Raw genomic sequence first — 17,348 nt, forward strand, 5'->3', positions numbered from 1 at the left:
TCCCAGCTCTCTCTAGTTGGGAGTAGTAGTAGGGGCTGTGGATACAGTGTATAAACGCGTTTCCGCAGGTCAGGCTAGGAATTTTGTCCACTGGTCCTGTGGGCGGAGGCGGTGGACAACTCGCCTCTTCTGTGGAGAACAGAAAGTTCTGCACACTCCATGCACAGGACGGGGCGACTTGTCCCCAGCGGCGTCCCCAGGTTTACCCACCTTTCCCACAGGCCAACCCGGCACCTTCGTGTGACGCCTTTCACTCGACGCGGTGAGCGGCCGCGTCGCGTTGCCGAACAGTGGACAGCGGTGTGGAGAAACTGTCCCTCACTGGGGACAACCCGCCTCAGCCTGTGGGTTGTCGGTGGACAACTTCATGCACAGGGTGTGGACCAGTTCTCTGTCCACAGTCTGTGGATACTCTTCGTCCACGAATCCACAGGCACCTGACCTGGCCTGACGCTCTCTCACCAGCGGCCCTGTGGACGGCGATCTGGACAACTTCCCAGTCCCCAGGATGTGGACGCAAGAAAGTCTCCCAATCTGTGGAGGGAGGCCGTAACCCGGCGGCTAATCGAACAGCCGAGGACGCGGGTACGACGAGGGACGACCCCGGGAACGACGAAGAGCGCCCCCGGGTACGACGAAGGGCGCCTCCGGGAACTGGTCCCGGAGGCGCCCTCAGCGCTCTGCGACGGCGGGTGAGCGGCTCTCTCAGCCGTTCTTGATGCGGTTCGTCAGCTCGGTCACCTGGTTGTAGATGGAGCGCCGCTCGGCCATCAGATTGCGGATCTTGCGGTCCGCGTGCATGACGGTCGTGTGGTCCCGGCCGCCGAACAGCGCCCCGATCTTCGGCAGCGAGAGGTCCGTGAGCTCCCGGCACAGATACATGGCGATCTGGCGGGCCGTCACGAGCGCCCGCCCGCGCGAGGTGCCGCAGAGGTCCTCGACGGTGAGACCGAAGTAGTCGGCGGTCGCGCTCATGATGGCCGTGGACGTGATCTCCGGGGCCGAGTCGTCGCCCCCCGGGATCAGGTCCTTGAGGACGATCTCGGTGAGGCCGAGGTCCACCGGCTGCCGGTTGAGCGACGCGAAGGCCGTCACCCGGATCAGCGCGCCCTCCAGCTCACGGATGTTCCGCGAGATCCGGGAGGCGATGAACTCCAGCACCTCCGGCGGGGCGTTGAGCTGCTCCTGGACCGCCTTCTTGCGCAGGATCGCGATCCGCGTCTCCAGCTCGGGCGGCTGGACGTCGGTGATCAGGCCCCACTCGAACCGGTTGCGCAGCCGGTCCTCCAGCGTCACCAGCTGCTTGGGCGGCCGGTCGCTGGAGAGCACGATCTGCTTGTTCGCGTTGTGGAGCGTGTTGAAGGTGTGGAAGAACTCCTCCTGCGTCGACTCCTTGTCCGCGAGGAACTGGATGTCGTCGACGAGCAGGATGTCCATCTCGCGGTACCGCTTGCGGAAGCTGTCGCCCTTGCCGTCGCGGATGGAGTTGATGAACTCGTTGGTGAACTCCTCCGAGCTCACGTACCGCACGCGCGTGCCGGGATACAGGCTGCGCGCGTAGTGCCCGATCGCGTGCAGCAGGTGCGTCTTGCCGAGGCCCGACTCCCCGTAGATGAAGAGGGGGTTGTACGCCTTGGCCGGCGCCTCGGCGACGGCGACCGCGGCCGCGTGCGCGAAGCGGTTGGAGGCGCCGATGACGAACGTGTCGAAGAGGTACTTGGGGTTCAGCCGCGCGGTCGGCTCGCCGGGGCCGCTCGCCGGCGCGGGCTTCGCCGCCAGCGGGCCAGGGGCGCCGCTGGGCGCGGACAGCGCCGGACCGCCGCGGTGCCCGGGGCCGTCACCGGAGGACGGCTCGGACAGGTCGCGGCGCGGTCCGGGGCGGTCGTAGTCGCCGCGGGGAGCGTCGTAGTCGGAGCGCGGGCTGTCGTAGTCCGGGCGCCCCTGGTCGTAGTCGGACCGCTGCTGCTCGTAGCCGTCGCGCTGGCCGCCGTCGTACGGCGAGCGGTCCCTCGGCTGCTGGCGGTAGTCCTGGGCCGGCGAGGAGTAGGAGTCCTGACCGTACGGCTCCTGCGCGGGCGGTGTCGCGTACGGGTCGCGCTCGGGGAAACCGAGCCGGGGCTGCTGCCAGCCGTACTCGTCCTGCTGCGGGCGGGGCCAGGCGCCGGGCTCGGGGCGCTGGTACTCGCCCGGATAGGCGGGGCGCGCGGTGGGCAGCTGGTCGCCGGGGCCGCCGGGCATCTGGTCGGGGCGCCCCGGACGGTGCTCGTCGGGACGGCCCTGGCGGTGCTCGTCGGCGCGGTGGCGGCCGTACCCCTCGTACTGACCGCTCGGGAGCTCGGGCTCCTCGTAGCGCTGCGGGGGGCGGGGCTGCTGGGGGGCCGGCGGGGCGGAGGGTTCGCCGACGGAGTCGTCGACGGTGATCGCGATACGGATCGGGCGCCCGCACTCCCGGCTCAGGGTGTCGCTGACGATGGGGGCCAGACGGCCCTCCAGTACGCCCTTGGCGAATTCGTTCGGTACGGCGAGCAGCGCGGTGTCGGCGACCAGCGCGAGGGGCTGGCAGCGACGGATCCAGTGCTCGTCCTTGACCTCCACACCCTGTCCGCGGCCCTCGCCGAGAAGGTGCTCCAGTACTCGTGGCCACACTGCGGCAAGATCGGCAGGTACGTCAGCCACAGGGCACGCTCTCTCACAGGTCCCACGAACGTGTGACATGGGACGGGTCGGGATTCAAAAGGGGCGGAGCCAGAATCAAGGGGACAAGGGAACGAATCTGAGTTCAGCCACGGTAGTCAGGGCGACGGGTGCGGTTCAAGTTGTTGTCCCCAGGCTGTGGATAGTGTCTCCCGGTGACCGCTGGTTTGACCGGATGGCGTAGCCGCGCGTACCGTAACCAGGTCGAGTTGTCGATGGCTGCTGCCGCCTGCCTCCGATGGGCACAGATCGCGTCAGGTGATCGGGAAGCGGTGCACTCGGGCGTAACGAGAGCTACTCGTGGGCGCACGGTGACAGCCAGGACGGCACCCGCCACCACCGATTAATCTCTGGAGCCCCCGAGTGAGCAAGCGCACCTTCCAGCCGAACAACCGTCGTCGCGCCAAGACCCACGGCTTCCGCCTGCGGATGCGTACCCGTGCTGGCCGCGCGATTCTCGCGAACCGTCGTGCCAAGGGTCGCGCCAGCCTGTCCGCCTGATCCCGGTCAGGTCATGCCATCGTGCTGCCCACCGAGAACCGGCTGAGGCGGCGCGAGGACTTCGCGACCGCGGTACGACGAGGGCGCCGGGCAGGCCGCCCGTCCCTCGTCGTCCATCTTCGTAGCGGTGCAACGGACCCGCACGCGCCTGGGGAGAGCGCTCCCCCGACGCGTGCGGGTTTCGTTGTCAGCAAAGCCGTGGGCGGCGCGGTCGTCCGCAACAAGGTGAAGCGCAGGCTTCGCCATCTGATGCGTGACCGGGTCGATCGGCTGCCCCCCGGTAGCCTGGTAGTCGTACGAGCGCTGCCCGGTTCGGGTGACGCCGACCCTGCAACGCTGGCCCAGGACCTGGATGCCGCCATCGAACGGCTACTGGGAGGGGGCGCGCGATGAAGTACCCGCTGCTGGCTCTGATCAAGCTGTACCAGTGGACGATCAGTCCACTGCTGGGGCCGGTCTGCAAGTACTACCCGTCGTGCTCGCACTACGGCTACACCGCGATCGACCGGCACGGCGCGATCAAGGGCACCGCCCTCACCGCGTGGCGCATCCTGCGATGCAATCCCTGGTCGCTGGGCGGTGTGGACTATGTGCCCGAGCGCAAGCGTCCACGGTGGCACGAGATGCTGCGGAACGCGTGGCGCGCACGCAAGGGCGGGACCTCCGCCGCCGAAACGGCCCCCGAAGACCACGGTTCTTCGAGCCCGGCCGCAGAGACACCGTCCCATGCCCAAGGAGCATGATTAGTGGACACGATTGCCAGCCTGTTCAGCTTCATCACGACACCCGTCTCCTGGGTCATCGTCCAGTTCCACAAGGTGTACGGCGCCATCTTCGGCCCTGACACCGGCTGGGCCTGGGGCCTGTCGATCGTGTCCCTCGTGATCCTGATCCGTATCTGCCTGATCCCGCTCTTCGTGAAGCAGATCAAGTCGACGCGGGCCATGCAGACGCTCCAGCCCGAGATGAAGAAGATCCAGGAGCGCTACAAGAACGACAAACAGCGTCAGTCCGAAGAGATGATGAAGCTGTACAAGGAGACGGGCACCAACCCGCTCTCCTCGTGCCTTCCCATCCTGGCGCAGTCCCCGTTCTTCTTCGCCCTGTACCACGTGCTCAACGGCATCGCCACGGGCGACACCATCGGCGTGATCAACAAGAGCCTCCTGGAGAGCGCGCAGAAGGCGCACATCTTCGGGGCTCCGCTGGCGGCGAAGTTCACCGACGGCTCGGCGAAGGTGGAGGCGCTTGGTGCCTCTCTCACCGACGTCCGTGTCGTCACCGCGATCATGATCGTCCTGATGTCGGCGTCGCAGTTCTTCACCCAGCGCCAGCTGATGACGAAGAACGTCGACACCACGGTGAAGACCCCGTTCATGCAGCAGCAGAAGATGCTGATGTACGTCTTCCCCGTCATGTTCGCCGTCTTCGGTATCAACTTCCCCGTCGGTGTCCTCGTCTACTGGCTGACCACCAATGTGTGGACCATGGGCCAGCAGATGTACGTGATCCGCAACAACCCGACCCCGGGTTCCAAGGCCCAGGCCGCCTACCTGGATCGCCTCACCAAGCACGTCACGGAGCACGGCAAGACCCGCCGCCGCAGCGAGCGCACCATCGTCAAGGCGATCGTCGCCAAGGGCCGTGACCGCAACGAGTTCGAGCGCAAGTTCATCAACGCGCTGACCAAGGAAAGCCTCGTGGCCCAGGCCGACGGCACGGTGGTGAAGGGCGAGGCCCAGACCACCGCCCTGGCCGAGGACGGTACGCCCGCCACCGGCGCCCCCAAGCGCCAGCAGCCGAAGCGGCAGAGCAAGTCCCAGCGGCAGTCCGGTGCGGCCTCCGCCGCGAAGCCCGCCGACGAGGTCGAGGCCGAGCCGTCGTCGGCCACGACGTCGCTGAGCAAGTCCGCCGAGCCCGAGGACACCAAGCCCGAGGACGCGAAGCCCGCGGCCAAGAAGCAGCAGCCGGGCAATGGCCGCAGCCGGGCCCAGTCCGGGCAGCGCAAGGGCCAGCAGCGCCCCAAGTCCCCGTCCAAGAAGTAAGAAGGAGCCCATCCCGTGACGGAAGGCACCACCTCCGCCGCCGCCGAGGGTGCAGACACCCTGACCCGCCTGGAGCAGGAGGGCGAGATCGCGGCGGACTACCTCGAGGGTCTGCTGGACATCGCCGATCTCGACGGCGACATCGACATGGACGTCGAGGCCGACCGCGCCGCTGTCTCGATCATCAGCGACGCCGGCGGCCGAGACCTGCAGAAGCTGGTCGGCCGTGACGGCGAGGTGCTGGAGGCGCTGCAGGAGCTGACGCGCCTGGCCGTGCACCGGGAGACCGGTGACCGCAGCCGTCTGATGCTGGACATCGGCGGATACCGCGCCAAGAAGCGTGCCGAGCTGTCCGAGCTGGGTGCCAAGGCCGCCGCCGACGTCAAGAACACCGGCGAGCCCGTGAAGCTCCAGCCGATGACGCCGTTCGAGCGCAAGGTCGTCCACGACGCCGTCAAGGCCGCCGGCCTGCGCAGCGAGTCCGAGGGCGAGGAGCCGCAGCGCTTCGTCGTCGTGCTTCCCGCCTGATCGGTCCAGTACGTTCCTCCGGCCCCGTCTGTAGAGCAGACGGGGCCGAACTTTGTCAGCCTGATAGTTCTGATGGTGCCGCCCGGGGTGCGGCGGCACGGTACGGAAGGACGGTCCCCCGTGACGGAGGCAGCGGAGCTTCCCCCTGCGCCCGAGCAGGCACGCGTGGTGTTCGGCGATCGCTTCGACGACGCGGTCCGATACGCGGAGCTGCTCGCCGAGGCGGGTGTCCAGCGCGGTCTGATCGGGCCGCGCGAGGTGCCCCGGCTGTGGGAGCGGCACATTCTCAACTGTGCGGTGCTCTCCGAGGTCGTTCCCGAGGGCGTGACGGTGTGCGACGTCGGCTCCGGTGCCGGCCTGCCCGGCATTCCCCTCGCGCTCGTCCGGGGCGATCTGAAGATCACGCTCCTGGAGCCGCTGCTGCGGCGCACGACCTTCCTCACCGAGGTCGTCGAGCTGCTGGGCCTGGACCATGTGACGGTCATGCGGGGCCGTGCCGAGGAGGTCATGGGCAAGCTGCCTCCGGTCCATGTCGTGACGGCGCGAGCGGTCGCCCCGCTGGACCGCCTGGCGACCTGGGGCGTGCCCCTGCTGCGCCCGTACGGCGAGATGCTCGCCCTCAAGGGTGATACGGCCGAGGAGGAGCTGAAGGCGTCTTCCACGGCGCTCAGCAAGCTCGGCGCGGTGGAGACATCGATCCTGCATGTGGGTGAGGGAGTGGTCGATCCGCTGTCCACCGTGGTGCGGGTCGAGGTCGGCGAGAGCCCCGGAGGGGTGCGCTTTGCGGCCAAGCGGGCCAAGGCCGCTCGCACCGGGCGGACGCGCCGACGCCGCTGATCCGTCCTGACGACGAGTCGTACTCCACACAAGCTGCCAAACCTACGCATGCCGGAGTGTCGCGACAGTTCGGCCCTGACTGCTGTGCATCGTGTTTCACGTGAAACGTCGCTCACTGCTGCAGGGCATCATCAGCCGTGGCCGCGCTGCGGCCACGGCTCGCGACCGCAAGCCCCTCGGATCTCTCGGAGAGAGCTCTTCTGATGACGCTCCGCCCCCCTTGAGGGGCACGGAGTTGTCCACAGAGGTGGTTTTCTCCACACAACACCAGGCCTCACTGGTTCACGACCCCGAAGACATGGGAGGCTCTGTTCATTGCGAGCCTGAAGTCGAGGAGAGTGAATCCTTGCGGTCCGACGCCAACATCGCGGGACCGATGACCGATCCGGTCCCCGGTCCCCGTACCGAATCGATGGGGGAGGATGTTTCACGTGAAACACCGCCCCCCATGGACGACACTCCGATCGGTCGTGCTGCCCAACTGGCGGTAGAGGCTCTCGGCCGCGCCGGCGAGGGCCTGCCCCGGCCTGAGCAGACCCGGGTCATGGTCGTCGCCAACCAGAAGGGCGGGGTGGGCAAGACGACGACGACCGTCAATCTTGCCGCTTCGCTGGCTCTGCATGGTGGCCGTGTCCTGGTGATCGACCTTGACCCCCAGGGGAACGCCTCCACGGCACTGGGGATCGACCACCACGCCGAAGTTCCGTCCATCTACGACGTGTTGGTGGACAGCAGGCCGCTCTCCGAAGTCGTCCAGCCGGTCCCGGATGTCGAGGGACTGTTCTGCGCGCCCGCCACGATCGATCTCGCCGGTGCGGAGATCGAGCTGGTGTCTCTGGTCGCCCGGGAGAGCCGCCTTGAGCGAGCCATCCGGGCCTATGAACAGCCGCTGGACTACATCCTCATCGACTGCCCGCCCTCGCTCGGCCTTCTGACGGTCAACGCGCTGGTGGCCGGAGCAGAGGTCCTCATCCCGATCCAGTGCGAGTACTACGCGCTGGAGGGCCTGGGCCAGTTGCTGCGCAACGTCGACCTGGTGCGGGGGCACCTCAACCCCGCCCTGCATGTATCGACGATCCTGCTCACCATGTACGACGGCCGGACGCGCCTCGCGTCCCAGGTCGCGGACGAGGTGCGCACTCACTTCGGTGACGAGGTGCTGCGGACGAGCATTCCCCGCTCGGTCCGTATCTCCGAGGCGCCGAGCTACGGACAGACGGTGCTGACCTACGATCCGGGGTCCAGCGGTGCGCTGTCCTACCTTGAGGCGGCACGAGAGATCGCGTTGAGGGGTGTCGGCGTCAACTACGACCCGACGCAGGCCCATATCGGCGCCCAGAGCAACCCGAGCATGGTGGAGGGGATCCAGTGAGCGAGCGACGGAGGGGTTTGGGTCGCGGTCTCGGCGCACTCATCCCTGGACCGGCGGACAAGACGGTGGCTCCGCCCGCGGTGAGCGGTGGCGGCCCCGCCTCCTCCCCGACGGCGGTTCCGGTGCTGACCACCGACCGCGGAGTGGCCGCTGCGAAGGTCGCCACGCTGCCGCCTGTTTCACATGAAACCGAGGAGCCGATCGGAGCCCTGGAGACGCCCGCGCCTCCCCTGGGCGCCTACTTCGCCGAGCTCCCCCTCGACTCCATCACGCCGAACCCGCGTCAGCCGCGTGAGGTCTTCGACGAGGACGCTCTGCAGGAGCTCGTCACCTCCATCCAGGAGGTCGGCCTGCTCCAGCCGGTCGTCGTACGGCAGGCCGGTGCCGGACGCTACGAGCTCATCATGGGCGAGCGGCGCTGGCGGGCCAGCCGGGAGGCCGGCCTGGAGGCGATCCCGGCGATCGTCCGGTCCACGGACGACGACAAGCTTCTCCTGGACGCCCTCCTGGAGAACCTGCACCGGGCACAGCTCAACCCGCTGGAAGAGGCCGCGGCCTACGACCAGTTGCTCAAGGACTTCAACTGCACGCACGACCAGTTGGCGGACCGCATCGGACGCTCCCGTCCGCAGGTCTCCAACACCCTGCGTCTGCTGAAGCTCTCGCCGGCGGTCCAGCGCCGGGTGGCCGCCGGGGTGCTCTCCGCCGGACACGCGCGGGCGCTGCTCTCCGTCGAGGACTCGGAGGAGCAGGACCGGCTGGCTCACCGCATCGTGGCCGAGGGCCTCTCGGTGCGTGCCGTCGAGGAGATCGTGACCCTCATGGGTTCGCGTCCCCAGACGGCTCAGCGCTCCAAGGGACCGCGTGCCGGCACCCGGGTCTCCCCGGCGCTGAGCGACCTGGCGACCCGGCTCTCGGACCGCTTCGAGACGCGGGTGAAGGTCGACCTGGGCCAGAAGAAGGGCAAGATCACGGTCGAGTTCGCGTCCATGGACGACCTGGAACGCATCCTCAGCTCGCTGGCCCCGGGTGAGGGACCGGTCCTGCAGAAGAGCCTTCTGGACGGGGACTCCGAGGACACGGAGGACTGACCCTCCTGGCGGCTCGACAAGGCCGACGGAGCGGGCTGTGACCGGTGTGGACCGGACACAGCCCGCTCTTTGCTTTCAGGCGGTGTCGACGGAATCACATCGTGGATACGATGCGTTCGGGTACGGCGCATCCACCCGGCAGCACCTTTCAGGGGAGGCAGGGGTCATGCGAACGGTGAGCCGCAGCGGACTGGTGAGCGCGGGCCTGGGACTGGGCGCGGTCGGCGGATTCGTCGGCAGCCTGCTCAGGGAGCGCAGCGCTCTGACGGCCGCCCGCGATGCCGCGGGCGAGGGAAGCGAGGAACAGCCTTCATGGGGCGTCGGCTCGTACCGCTCACGCTGGACAACCTTCCGGACCTTCCCCAGCGTTGTCGCTCGTGTGTCTTCTGGGAGCTCGACCCCGTCAGCGGGGAAGCCGCGGTAAAGGCGGGAACCCCCGCTCTGGAGAAGGAAGGCTGGATCTCCGCCGTCCTGCTGGACTGGGGATCCTGCGGCAGGGTCGTGTACGTCGACGACGTGCCCGTCGGCTTCGTGCTCTACGCCCCGCCCGCCTATGTCCCCCGCTCGACGGCGTTCCCCACGAGCCCCGTCTCTCCCGACGCGGTGCAGTTGATGACGGCGTTCATCATGCCGGGCTATCAGGGGCAGGGGCTGGGCCGTGTGATGGTCCAGACGGTCGCGAAGGATCTGCTGCGCAGGGGCTTCAAGGCCATCGAGGCGTTCGGGGACGCCCGTTGGCAGGAGCCGGCCTGTCTGCTGCCCGCCGACCATCTGCTCGCCGTGGGCTTCAAGACGGTCCGCCTTCATCCGCTGCACCCCCGCCTCAGGCTGGAGCTGCGGACGACGCTCTCCTGGAAGGAAGACGTCGAGATGGCGCTGGACCGGCTTCTGGGGGCGGTCCAGAAGGAACCCGCGCTGCGTCCCTTGTAGGGGACGGGAACGACAATGGGCCAGCCCGAGGGGGCTGGCCCATGCGTGTTTCACGTGAAACATTACTCGGCGATGAAGTCCTCGAGGTCGCGCACGATCGCGGCCTTCGGCTTCGCGCCGACGATGGTCTTGGCGACCTCGCCACCCTGGTAGACGTTCAGGGTCGGGATGGACATGACGCCGTACTTGGCGGCCGTACCCGGGTTCTCGTCGATGTTGAGCTTGACGATCTCGATCTTGTCGCCGTACTCGGCGGCGATCGCCTCAAGCGACGGGGCGATCTGGCGGCACGGACCGCACCAGGCGGCCCAGAAGTCCACCAGGACGGGCTTGTCGCTCTTGAGGACGTCCTGCTCGAAGGAGTCGTCGGTCACGTTCTTCAGGGTGCCGGCCACGGCGGGCTCCTTAACTCTTGGTGCGTGGGGTGGGTGGACGGGGAGGTCAGACAGAGGTCTTCTCGGGCTCGGCGTTCTCCTCGTCCGCGAGGGCGGCGAGGAAGCGCTCTGCGTCGAGGGCGGCGGAACAGCCGGTGCCGGCCGCGGTGATCGCCTGGCGGTACGTGTGGTCGACGACGTCGCCGGCCCCGAAGACGCCGGTGAGGTTGGTCCGGGTCGAGGGAGCGGAGACCTTGAGGTAGCCCTCCTCGTCCAGGCCGAGCTGGCCCTTGAACAGCTCGGTGCGCGGGTCGTGGCCGATCGCGATGAACAGGCCGGTGACCGCGAGGTCGGACAGCTCGCCGGTCTTGAGGTTGCGCAGCTTCAGCCCGGCCAGCTTCGGGTCACCCTCGATCTCGGCGACTTCGCTGTCCCACACGAACTTGATCTTCGGGTCGGCGAAGGCACGCTCCTGCATCGCCTTGGAGGCGCGCAGGCTGTCACGGCGGTGGACGATCGTCACGGATTTGGCGAAGCGGGAGAGGAAGGTCGCCTCCTCCATGGCCGTGTCACCGCCGCCGATCACGGCGATGTCCTGGTCCTTGAAGAAGAAGCCGTCACAGGTGGCGCACCACGAGACACCGCGGCCGGAGAGCGTGTCTTCGTTCGGCAGGCCCAGCTTGCGGTGCTGCGAGCCGGTCGTGACAATGACGGCCTTCGCCCGGTGGACGGTGCCCGCCGTGTCGGTGACGGTCTTGATGTCACCGGTCAGGTCGACGCTGACGATGTCGTCCGGGATGAGCTCCGCGCCGAAACGCTCGGCTTGGGCGCGCATGTTGTCCATGAGCTCGGGGCCCATGATGCCGTCCTGGAAGCCCGGGAAGTTCTCCACCTCGGTGGTGTTCATCAGCGCACCACCCGCGGTGACGGCGCCCTCGAACACCAGCGGCTTCAGCGACGCGCGCGCGGTGTAGAGCGCTGCCGTGTAGCCGGCGGGCCCGGAGCCGATGATGATCACGTTACGGACGTCGCTCACGGCTTGGTTCCTCGTCTCTGGACTGCGTCAGTACGACCGGTGGAGCCCTTCTCAGAACTCTCACCCCACCCAACGGATCCTACGGGGCGTGCATTCCCGCTGTGTCCGGGCACACGGAGAGGCGACATCGTACGGTTACCCGCCGAACGGAGCCGCACGGTTCAAAGGGAGAGAAAGGGCCTGAGCAGAGGGGCAGCGTCACCGCGTGGAGCGCGGGTAGGAGTGCGTCGCCAGAACCTTCGCGGTGGCGGACGCGTCCTTCACACAGGCCGAGTCCACGACGTACGCGTCGACCCTGCTGCTGTCCTTCGCATCGGGCAGCACGACGAGATAGGCCGGACCGTCGTCGTAGGTGCCTTCCTTGGCGGCCAGTGCCTCGTCGTCCCGGTCGATGGCCTGCCGGACACAGGTGGGCACCTGGGGGACTGTGCGGTTCTTCAGGCTGTTCTCGGTCTCAGGGACGCCGTTCACACCGAAACTCCGCGGGGGCAGATTGCTGGAGCTGTCCGAGAGGAGGGTGGAGACCTCCGTCTCCAGCTTCTTGCCGGAGAAGGTGTCGGCCTGAGCGCTCGGGACGGACGGCTTGCCGTCGTTGAAGGACGACAGCAGTGCGGTGCCGAGTCCCAGGGCGGCGACGGTGAACACGGTCCCCAGGACGGCGATCCTGCGGCGCGATGTGCGAGAGCGGCCCTTGCGGCCCGGACCGGTCGTGGCGGTGCGGGCGTGACCGGCGGGACGGTCCGTCGATGTTTCACGTGAAACATGCGCACCGGCGTCCACGGTGTCGGGCAGTGTCGCGCCGAGGAGAGCCTCCGCGGCGAGGGCGGCGTCGATACGGCCCGCGACATCGTCCGGCATCCGGGGCGCACCGGGTACGGAACCGAGCAGGCCGCGGATCTCCTCCAGTGAGGCGTGCACGTCCGCGCAGAGCTCGCACGCGTCCAGATGCCGTCGTACGTCCGTGCTGCGGGACGGGTCCAGCAGGCCCTCGGTGAGGTCGGAGATCTCCTCGACGTCCGGGTGCCCGGTCATGTCTGTCGTGGATGTCACGCTCGCCCACCTCCGCCCTTCACCGCGGCTGAATCGCCTGGACCTGTCTCACGGGAATCCGTGTCGGAGGATCCCGCTGCCGGTGGGACGGATGTCCCGGGAACCCGGTTCCGTCCTGCGTCGGCTTCTCTGCCGCCAGCGGTGTTTTCCGGCCGCAGATGGGTGACGAGGGGAAGGAGTCTGGCCCGGCCGCGCGCGCAGCGGCTCTTCACGGTGCCGGTCGGCACGTCGAGCATGCGGGCGGCCTCGGCGACGGGGTACCCCTGCATGTCCACCAGGACGAGGGCGGCCCGCTGGTCCGGCGGAAGCGTGCCGAGGGCTTCCAGGAGCTGGCGGTGCAGATCGTTGCGCTCGGCGGGGGCGGAGGCCGACTCGTGCGGCTCCAGCAACTGCTCCAGGCGCTCGGTGTCGTCGACCGGGGACGTCTTGCGGGAGGCCGCCTTGCGGGCCCGGTCGAGACAGGCGTTGACCGTGATCCGGTGGAGCCAGGTCGTGACGGCCGACTGGCCGCGGAAGGTGTGGGCGGCCCGGTAGGCGGAGACCAGGGCGTCCTGGACGGCGTCAGCGGCTTCCTCGCGGTCTCCCAGGGTGCGGAGGGCTACCGCCCAGAGCCGGTCGCGATGGCGGCGCACCAGCTCACCGAACGCGTCGGGGTCGCCGTCGACATGCCGGGCGAGGAGGTCCTGATCGCTTGCGTCGCCGTATGCGGTGCCATCTGCCATCGGACCCCCTCCCCTGGGATGCGCTGCGGACTCAGCCCTTGAACGTCACGTCGGTGACCGCCTGCTTGTAGCCGGCGCTGCTGTAGCCGTCCGAGGGCGCGTTCGGCACGGCCGTGATCCACAGCAGCACGTACTGCGTCTTGACCGACTTCGACGCCTTCACCGTAAGAGAGTTGCCGCTCGTTGTGGCGGTTCCGATCTCCGTCATCCCGTCGATGCCCGACGCGGGGGACAGGGAGTCGGCCGCGTAGAGCTTCACGGTCGTGTGGTCACCGGCGTAGCGGAGCCCTATCGACGCGAGCGAGACCTCCTGCGACGAGCCCAGGTCGTACACGATGCCCACGCCCGGCTTGTAGGGCGCGAGTTCGGGACCGGCGTTGTAGCGCTTGGTCCGCCAGTACGTGGAGCTGTCGCCGTCGTAGGTCTTCGCGACGTCCTGCGGGGCCTGGGCGTCACCGCTGGCGACGTACTCCTGAGCGCTCGCGATGTCGAGTGTCTTCGTCTCGACGGCCTTGTCGCCGCCCTTGTCGTTGTCGTCCGTCGTCTGCGTCTGGTTCGTGTCGTCGTTCTTGTTGCCCTGGTCCAGGAGCGCGTCGGCCAACTGCCAGCTGCCGAGGCCCAGCGCGGCGATGAGGAGCGCCGAGACGGCCCACTTGAGGGCACGGCCGGTGCGGCTCTGCAGCGGGGGCGGAGGTGACGGCACGGGCTGCGCGGCCCCGGGACGCGGGGCGGTACGGCCGTACGTGCCCTGCTGGTACGTCGTGCGCTGGTACTCGGGCGGGGCGGTGAACGCGGGCTCCGGCGGGCGGATGCGGGGCATCTCGCCGATCGCCTTCACCAGTTCCTCCGGCGTGGTGCACGCGGACTCGTGGCGGGAGGCGGTCGCGCCGTCGTTGGCGAGCGCGCGCATCGACAGCTCGGACAGCCCGCGGTGGACACCGGCGCGCACCTGGTCGGGTGCGATCAGACCGATGTCCTTGGGCAGCCCCGAGAGGCCGTAGGCGTCGTTCTCGTACGGCCAGCGCTGGGTGAGCGCCGCGTACAGGAGCGCGCCGATCGCTTCCGTGTCGGTGCGCTGCGGGGTCTCCGAGGTGACGCCGCGCAGGGCGGCGTTCACGGCGAGGCCGCGGATGCGCCACTGCCCGCTGGAGGTCCGCAGGACCGCGTTGGGGTTCAGCCGCAGATGCGCGAGCCCCTCACGGTGGGCGGCCGCCATCGCGGAGGCGATCTGGCTGACCAACTGGTAGGCGTCGTGCGGCTCCAGCGGACCCACCGCCAGCAGCGCCGTCAGCTCGGTGGCGTCCGGCAGCCACTCGTGGACGACGTAGACGAGGTCGTTCTCCTCGACGGCGTCCAGGACCTGGACGAAGCGGGGGTCGCCCAGCAGGGCGGACGAACGGGCCGCGGCCAGCACGGAACGCGCCCGGGAATGGTCCGCGGGCAGGATGTGCACACCGACGGCACGACGGAGTTTCTCGTCGACCGCACGCCAACTGCTGAAACCGTCCAGACGGGTGACACACTCCTCCAGGCGGTAGCGTCTGGCGAGTTTGTGGCCGCTGTGCAGCTCGGGCGGTGAGGCCTTCTCGGGACGCTCGGTCCCGCCACTCCCCTGTGCCTCGTCGATGTCCGTGTCCCGCTCCCGGTTAGTGGCCACCCCGTCGGCCGTGGACTGGTCCGCAGTTGCGGTCAGCGGCTCGTCGCCGCTGTTGTCTGCCACGTCGACGGCAGCCGTGCTCCGTTCCGCCACCGTCGTTCCTGCCTCCCCATTCATCGCGCGCCGCTCGACTTCCGTGCGCGCTGTCCGACGCCGAGACCAATTGTGCCCACAGTCCGCCGCTATGCACGACACACAGTTGCTGACGATGGTTGTGCGCGTACCCCGGCCTCAGCGTCCCAGACGTCCGCGCACCATGCCCACCAGGGAGTTCAGTTCCTCGATCCGCATCTTGCGGGCGGCGAGGAAGAAGATCCCGAGCAGTACGGCACCACCGACGAGCAGGGCCGCGAAGGAACCGGCCACGCCCTGGCCGAGCGTGACGCCGATCCCGTAGCAGGCGGCGCCGCTCAGCAGCGCGGCCGGCACCGAGGCGATGCAGAGACGCGCGTACGTCCGCATCACCCGGGCACCGTCCAGGTCACCGCCCAGCTTCTTGCGCAGCCGGCTCCACGCGACACCGACGCCGATGACGTAGGCGAGCCCGTACGAGGCGGCCATGCCGACGACCGCCCAGCGGGCCGGGAGGACGAAGAAGCAGACGGCGGACGCGACCGCGTTGACGGCGGCCACGATGACCGTGTTGTAGAAGGGGGTCCGGGTGTCCTCGTAGGCGTAGAACGCGCGCAGGACCACGTACTGCACGGAGTAGGGGATCAGGCCGAGGCCGAAGGCCATCAGCATGTAGCCCATGTTCGTGGCGGCGCCGGTGCCGGAGGAGCCGAAGATCAGGGTGCACATCGGGATGCCGAGCGCGAGGAACCCGAAGGAGATGGGGACGATCGCGACCGCGGTCGTGCGCAGCCCCTGTGAGATGTCGTCGCGCACCGCGCCGCCGTCGTCCTCCGCGGCCGAGCGGGAGATGCGCGGCAGCAGGGCGGCCATGAGGGACACGGTGATGATGGCCTGGGGCAGACCCCAGATCAGCTGCGCGTTGGCGTAGGCGCTGAAGCCGGTGCCCGCGATGTTCGTGTCGGCGACGGCGGCGGTGGCGAGCTGGGTGACCACGAGCGCGCCCGCCTGGTTGGCGAGGACGAACAGGATGGTCCACTTGGCGAGCATCGCGGCCTTGCCGAGGCCGTGGCCCTTCCAGTCGAAGCGCAGCCGCAGCCGGAACCCGGTCTCGCGCAGGTAGGGGATCATCGCCAGTGCCTGCACCACGAGGCCGAGCAGGATGCCCACGCCGAGCAGGCGCTGCCCCTCCGGCGGGATGTTCGTGACGCTCATCCCGGAGTGCTCGGAGGTGCCGTACACCCACAGGAACATGCCGAGCGTCACGATGATGACGACGTTGTTGAGGACCGGGGTCCACATCATCGCGCCGAACTTGCCGCGGGCGTTGAGGATCTGGCCCATCACCACGTGGATGCCCATGAAGAAGATCGAGGGCAGGAAGTAGCGGGTGAAGGTGATCGCGACGTCGTTGGCGGCGGGGTCGCTCGCCACGGGGTTGGAGATCGCCCGGACCAGCACGGGCGCCGCGAGCATCGCGAGCGCGGTGAGCGCGGCCAGCGCCACCATCACGAGCGTCAGCAGACGGTTCGCGTAGGACTCGCCGCCGTCGTCGTCCTCCTTCATCGCGCGCACGAGCTGCGGCACGAAGACGGAGTTCAGGCCGCCGCCGACGGTGAGGATGTAGATCATGGTCGGCAGCTGGTAGGCCACCTGGAAGGCATCGCCCAGGAACGCGGTGCCCAGCGCCGCGACGATCATCGCGGACCGGACGAAGCCGGTGAGCCGGGACACCAACGTGCCCGCCGCCATGACCGCGCTGGACTTCAGCAGTCCCGAGGCCTTGCCGCCCTTCTTCGACGCGGCGGCAGCGGCGGGAGCCGCGGTGTCCGAGGACGAGGGAGCCGCGGGCGGCACCGGCGCGGTGCCCAGGTTCAGGGTCTTGTCGGACACGGGCGGCGGCGCCGACTGCGCCGGAGCCGGGGACGGGCCCGGTACCGACGGGGGCTGCTGCGCCGGGCGGCCCTGGTCGCGGAAGAGGTGGGCGAAGGCGTCCGGCTCGTGCCGCTCCTCCGCGGAGTGCGTCACCAGGTCGTCGACACCGACGTACTGGGTCGTGCGCGGGTCGTCGCCGTAGGGCAGGTACTGGGTCGCGCTGTCCGGTTCCGGGGCCGGGGTCTGCGCCCAGACGTGCGGGTCGGGCGCGTGCTGCGGCTGCTGCGGCCGGCTGTAGAGCGGCTGCTGCGGCTGGTACGTGCCCGGGGGCGGCGGCGGGTGCGCGGCGCGGTCGTAGAGAGCCTCGGCGACCGGGTCCTGGGCGGCGAGGTCACGCGCCCGGTAGGGGTCCTGGTCGTAGGCGTCCTGGAGGTACATGTCCGCGGGCGGCTGCGGCGGCACCTGGCCCGGCTCGGGCAGCGGCCCCTCGGGATCGCCCGGGCCGGCCGCGGCCTGGCCACGGTCACCGTCGTACGGCGCGTTCATGGTTTACCCCACCTCATC

The 17,348-nt window shown here is 68.9% G+C and carries 16 protein-coding genes; 9 read left to right on the top strand and 7 right to left on the bottom strand.

Annotated elements, in window-relative coordinates:
* Positions 1–705: 705 nt before the first annotated feature.
* Positions 706–2,676: a chromosomal replication initiator protein DnaA gene (gene dnaA / locus ACIPSE_RS15965; protein ID WP_401662715.1), complete on the bottom strand. Its 1,971-nt coding sequence runs from the start codon at positions 2,674–2,676 to the stop codon at positions 706–708.
* Between the two features lie 381 nt (positions 2,677–3,057).
* On the opposite strand from dnaA, the gene rpmH reads away from it, so the two are divergent.
* The 9 genes from rpmH to ACIPSE_RS16010 all read left to right on the top strand — a co-directional run bounded on the left by rpmH (position 3,058) and on the right by ACIPSE_RS16010 (position 9,998).
* Positions 3,058–3,195 (top strand): 50S ribosomal protein L34, encoded by a 138-nt coding sequence (rpmH, locus tag ACIPSE_RS15970; protein WP_015659252.1) that lies wholly within the window; start codon positions 3,058–3,060, stop codon positions 3,193–3,195.
* 21 nt (positions 3,196–3,216) lie between these two features.
* Entirely contained in the window at positions 3,217–3,588 is a 372-nt protein-coding gene (gene rnpA / locus ACIPSE_RS15975; RefSeq protein WP_401662717.1) for a ribonuclease P protein component, read from the top strand.
* Complete coding sequence (gene yidD, locus ACIPSE_RS15980) at positions 3,585–3,938, top strand: membrane protein insertion efficiency factor YidD (protein ID WP_401662719.1); 354 nt, start codon at positions 3,585–3,587, stop codon at positions 3,936–3,938. Before rnpA ends, yidD begins: the two co-directional genes overlap by 4 nt.
* Before the next feature lie 3 nt (positions 3,939–3,941).
* Positions 3,942–5,240, top strand: a complete 1,299-nt coding sequence (gene yidC, locus ACIPSE_RS15985; protein WP_401662721.1) for a membrane protein insertase YidC — start codon at positions 3,942–3,944, stop codon at positions 5,238–5,240.
* A 15-nt stretch (positions 5,241–5,255) separates the two neighbouring features.
* Positions 5,256–5,768 (top strand): protein jag, encoded by a 513-nt coding sequence (locus ACIPSE_RS15990; protein WP_401662723.1) that lies wholly within the window; start codon positions 5,256–5,258, stop codon positions 5,766–5,768.
* 120 nt (positions 5,769–5,888) lie between these two features.
* Entirely contained in the window at positions 5,889–6,605 is a 717-nt protein-coding gene (gene rsmG / locus ACIPSE_RS15995; RefSeq protein ID WP_401662725.1) for a 16S rRNA (guanine(527)-N(7))-methyltransferase RsmG, read from the top strand.
* A gap of 298 nt (positions 6,606–6,903) precedes the next feature.
* Positions 6,904–7,977: a ParA family protein gene (locus ACIPSE_RS16000; RefSeq protein WP_401663123.1), complete on the top strand. Its 1,074-nt coding sequence runs from the start codon at positions 6,904–6,906 to the stop codon at positions 7,975–7,977.
* Complete coding sequence (locus ACIPSE_RS16005; RefSeq protein ID WP_401662727.1) at positions 7,974–9,068, top strand: ParB/RepB/Spo0J family partition protein; 1,095 nt, start codon at positions 7,974–7,976, stop codon at positions 9,066–9,068. The genes ACIPSE_RS16000 and ACIPSE_RS16005 overlap by 4 nt, the downstream gene beginning before the upstream one ends.
* A gap of 312 nt (positions 9,069–9,380) precedes the next feature.
* Entirely contained in the window at positions 9,381–9,998 is a 618-nt protein-coding gene (locus tag ACIPSE_RS16010) for a GNAT family N-acetyltransferase (RefSeq protein ID WP_401662729.1), read from the top strand.
* Positions 9,999–10,060: 62 nt separating this feature from the next.
* Here the strand turns inward: ACIPSE_RS16010 and trxA are convergent, their stop codons facing one another.
* The 6 genes from trxA to murJ all read right to left on the bottom strand — a co-directional run bounded on the left by trxA (position 10,061) and on the right by murJ (position 17,330).
* Positions 10,061–10,393 carry a thioredoxin gene (trxA, locus tag ACIPSE_RS16015; RefSeq protein WP_007383275.1) on the bottom strand — a complete coding sequence of 111 codons (333 nt, stop codon included), beginning with the start codon at positions 10,391–10,393 and terminating at the stop codon, positions 10,061–10,063.
* Positions 10,394–10,439: 46 nt separating this feature from the next.
* Positions 10,440–11,408: a thioredoxin-disulfide reductase gene (gene trxB, locus ACIPSE_RS16020; protein WP_401662731.1), complete on the bottom strand. Its 969-nt coding sequence runs from the start codon at positions 11,406–11,408 to the stop codon at positions 10,440–10,442.
* Positions 11,409–11,606: 198 nt separating this feature from the next.
* Positions 11,607–12,458 carry an anti-sigma factor family protein gene (locus tag ACIPSE_RS16025; RefSeq protein ID WP_401662733.1) on the bottom strand — a complete coding sequence of 284 codons (852 nt, stop codon included), beginning with the start codon at positions 12,456–12,458 and terminating at the stop codon, positions 11,607–11,609.
* On the bottom strand, positions 12,455–13,180 hold the full coding sequence (sigM, locus tag ACIPSE_RS16030) for an RNA polymerase sigma factor SigM (RefSeq protein WP_401662735.1): 726 nt from the start codon (positions 13,178–13,180) through the stop codon (positions 12,455–12,457). The genes ACIPSE_RS16025 and sigM overlap by 4 nt, the downstream gene beginning before the upstream one ends.
* 31 nt (positions 13,181–13,211) lie before the next feature.
* Entirely contained in the window at positions 13,212–14,930 is a 1,719-nt protein-coding gene (locus ACIPSE_RS16035; protein ID WP_401662737.1) for a protein kinase family protein, read from the bottom strand.
* Between the two features lie 138 nt (positions 14,931–15,068).
* Positions 15,069–17,330 (bottom strand): murein biosynthesis integral membrane protein MurJ, encoded by a 2,262-nt coding sequence (gene murJ / locus ACIPSE_RS16040; protein WP_401662739.1) that lies wholly within the window; start codon positions 17,328–17,330, stop codon positions 15,069–15,071.
* Positions 17,331–17,348 lie beyond the last annotated feature (18 nt).

The organism is Streptomyces sp. NPDC090106, from assembly GCF_044747265.1.
Lineage (GTDB): Bacteria > Actinomycetota > Actinomycetes > Streptomycetales > Streptomycetaceae > Streptomyces.

What these genes read in the sequence shown, in the direction of transcription:
- murJ (WP_401662739.1), bottom strand. Translation starts at nt 17,330, where the DNA reads ATGAACGCGCCGTACGACGGTGACCGTGGCCAGGCCGCGGCCGGCCCG.
- yidD (WP_401662719.1), top strand. Translation starts at nt 3,585, where the DNA reads ATGAAGTACCCGCTGCTGGCTCTGATCAAGCTGTACCAGTGGACGATC.
- sigM (WP_401662735.1), bottom strand. Translation starts at nt 13,180, where the DNA reads ATGGCAGATGGCACCGCATACGGCGACGCAAGCGATCAGGACCTCCTC.
- ACIPSE_RS16000 (WP_401663123.1), top strand. Translation starts at nt 6,904, where the DNA reads ATGGGAGGCTCTGTTCATTGCGAGCCTGAAGTCGAGGAGAGTGAATCC.
- ACIPSE_RS16010 (WP_401662729.1), top strand. Translation starts at nt 9,381, where the DNA reads ATGGGGCGTCGGCTCGTACCGCTCACGCTGGACAACCTTCCGGACCTT.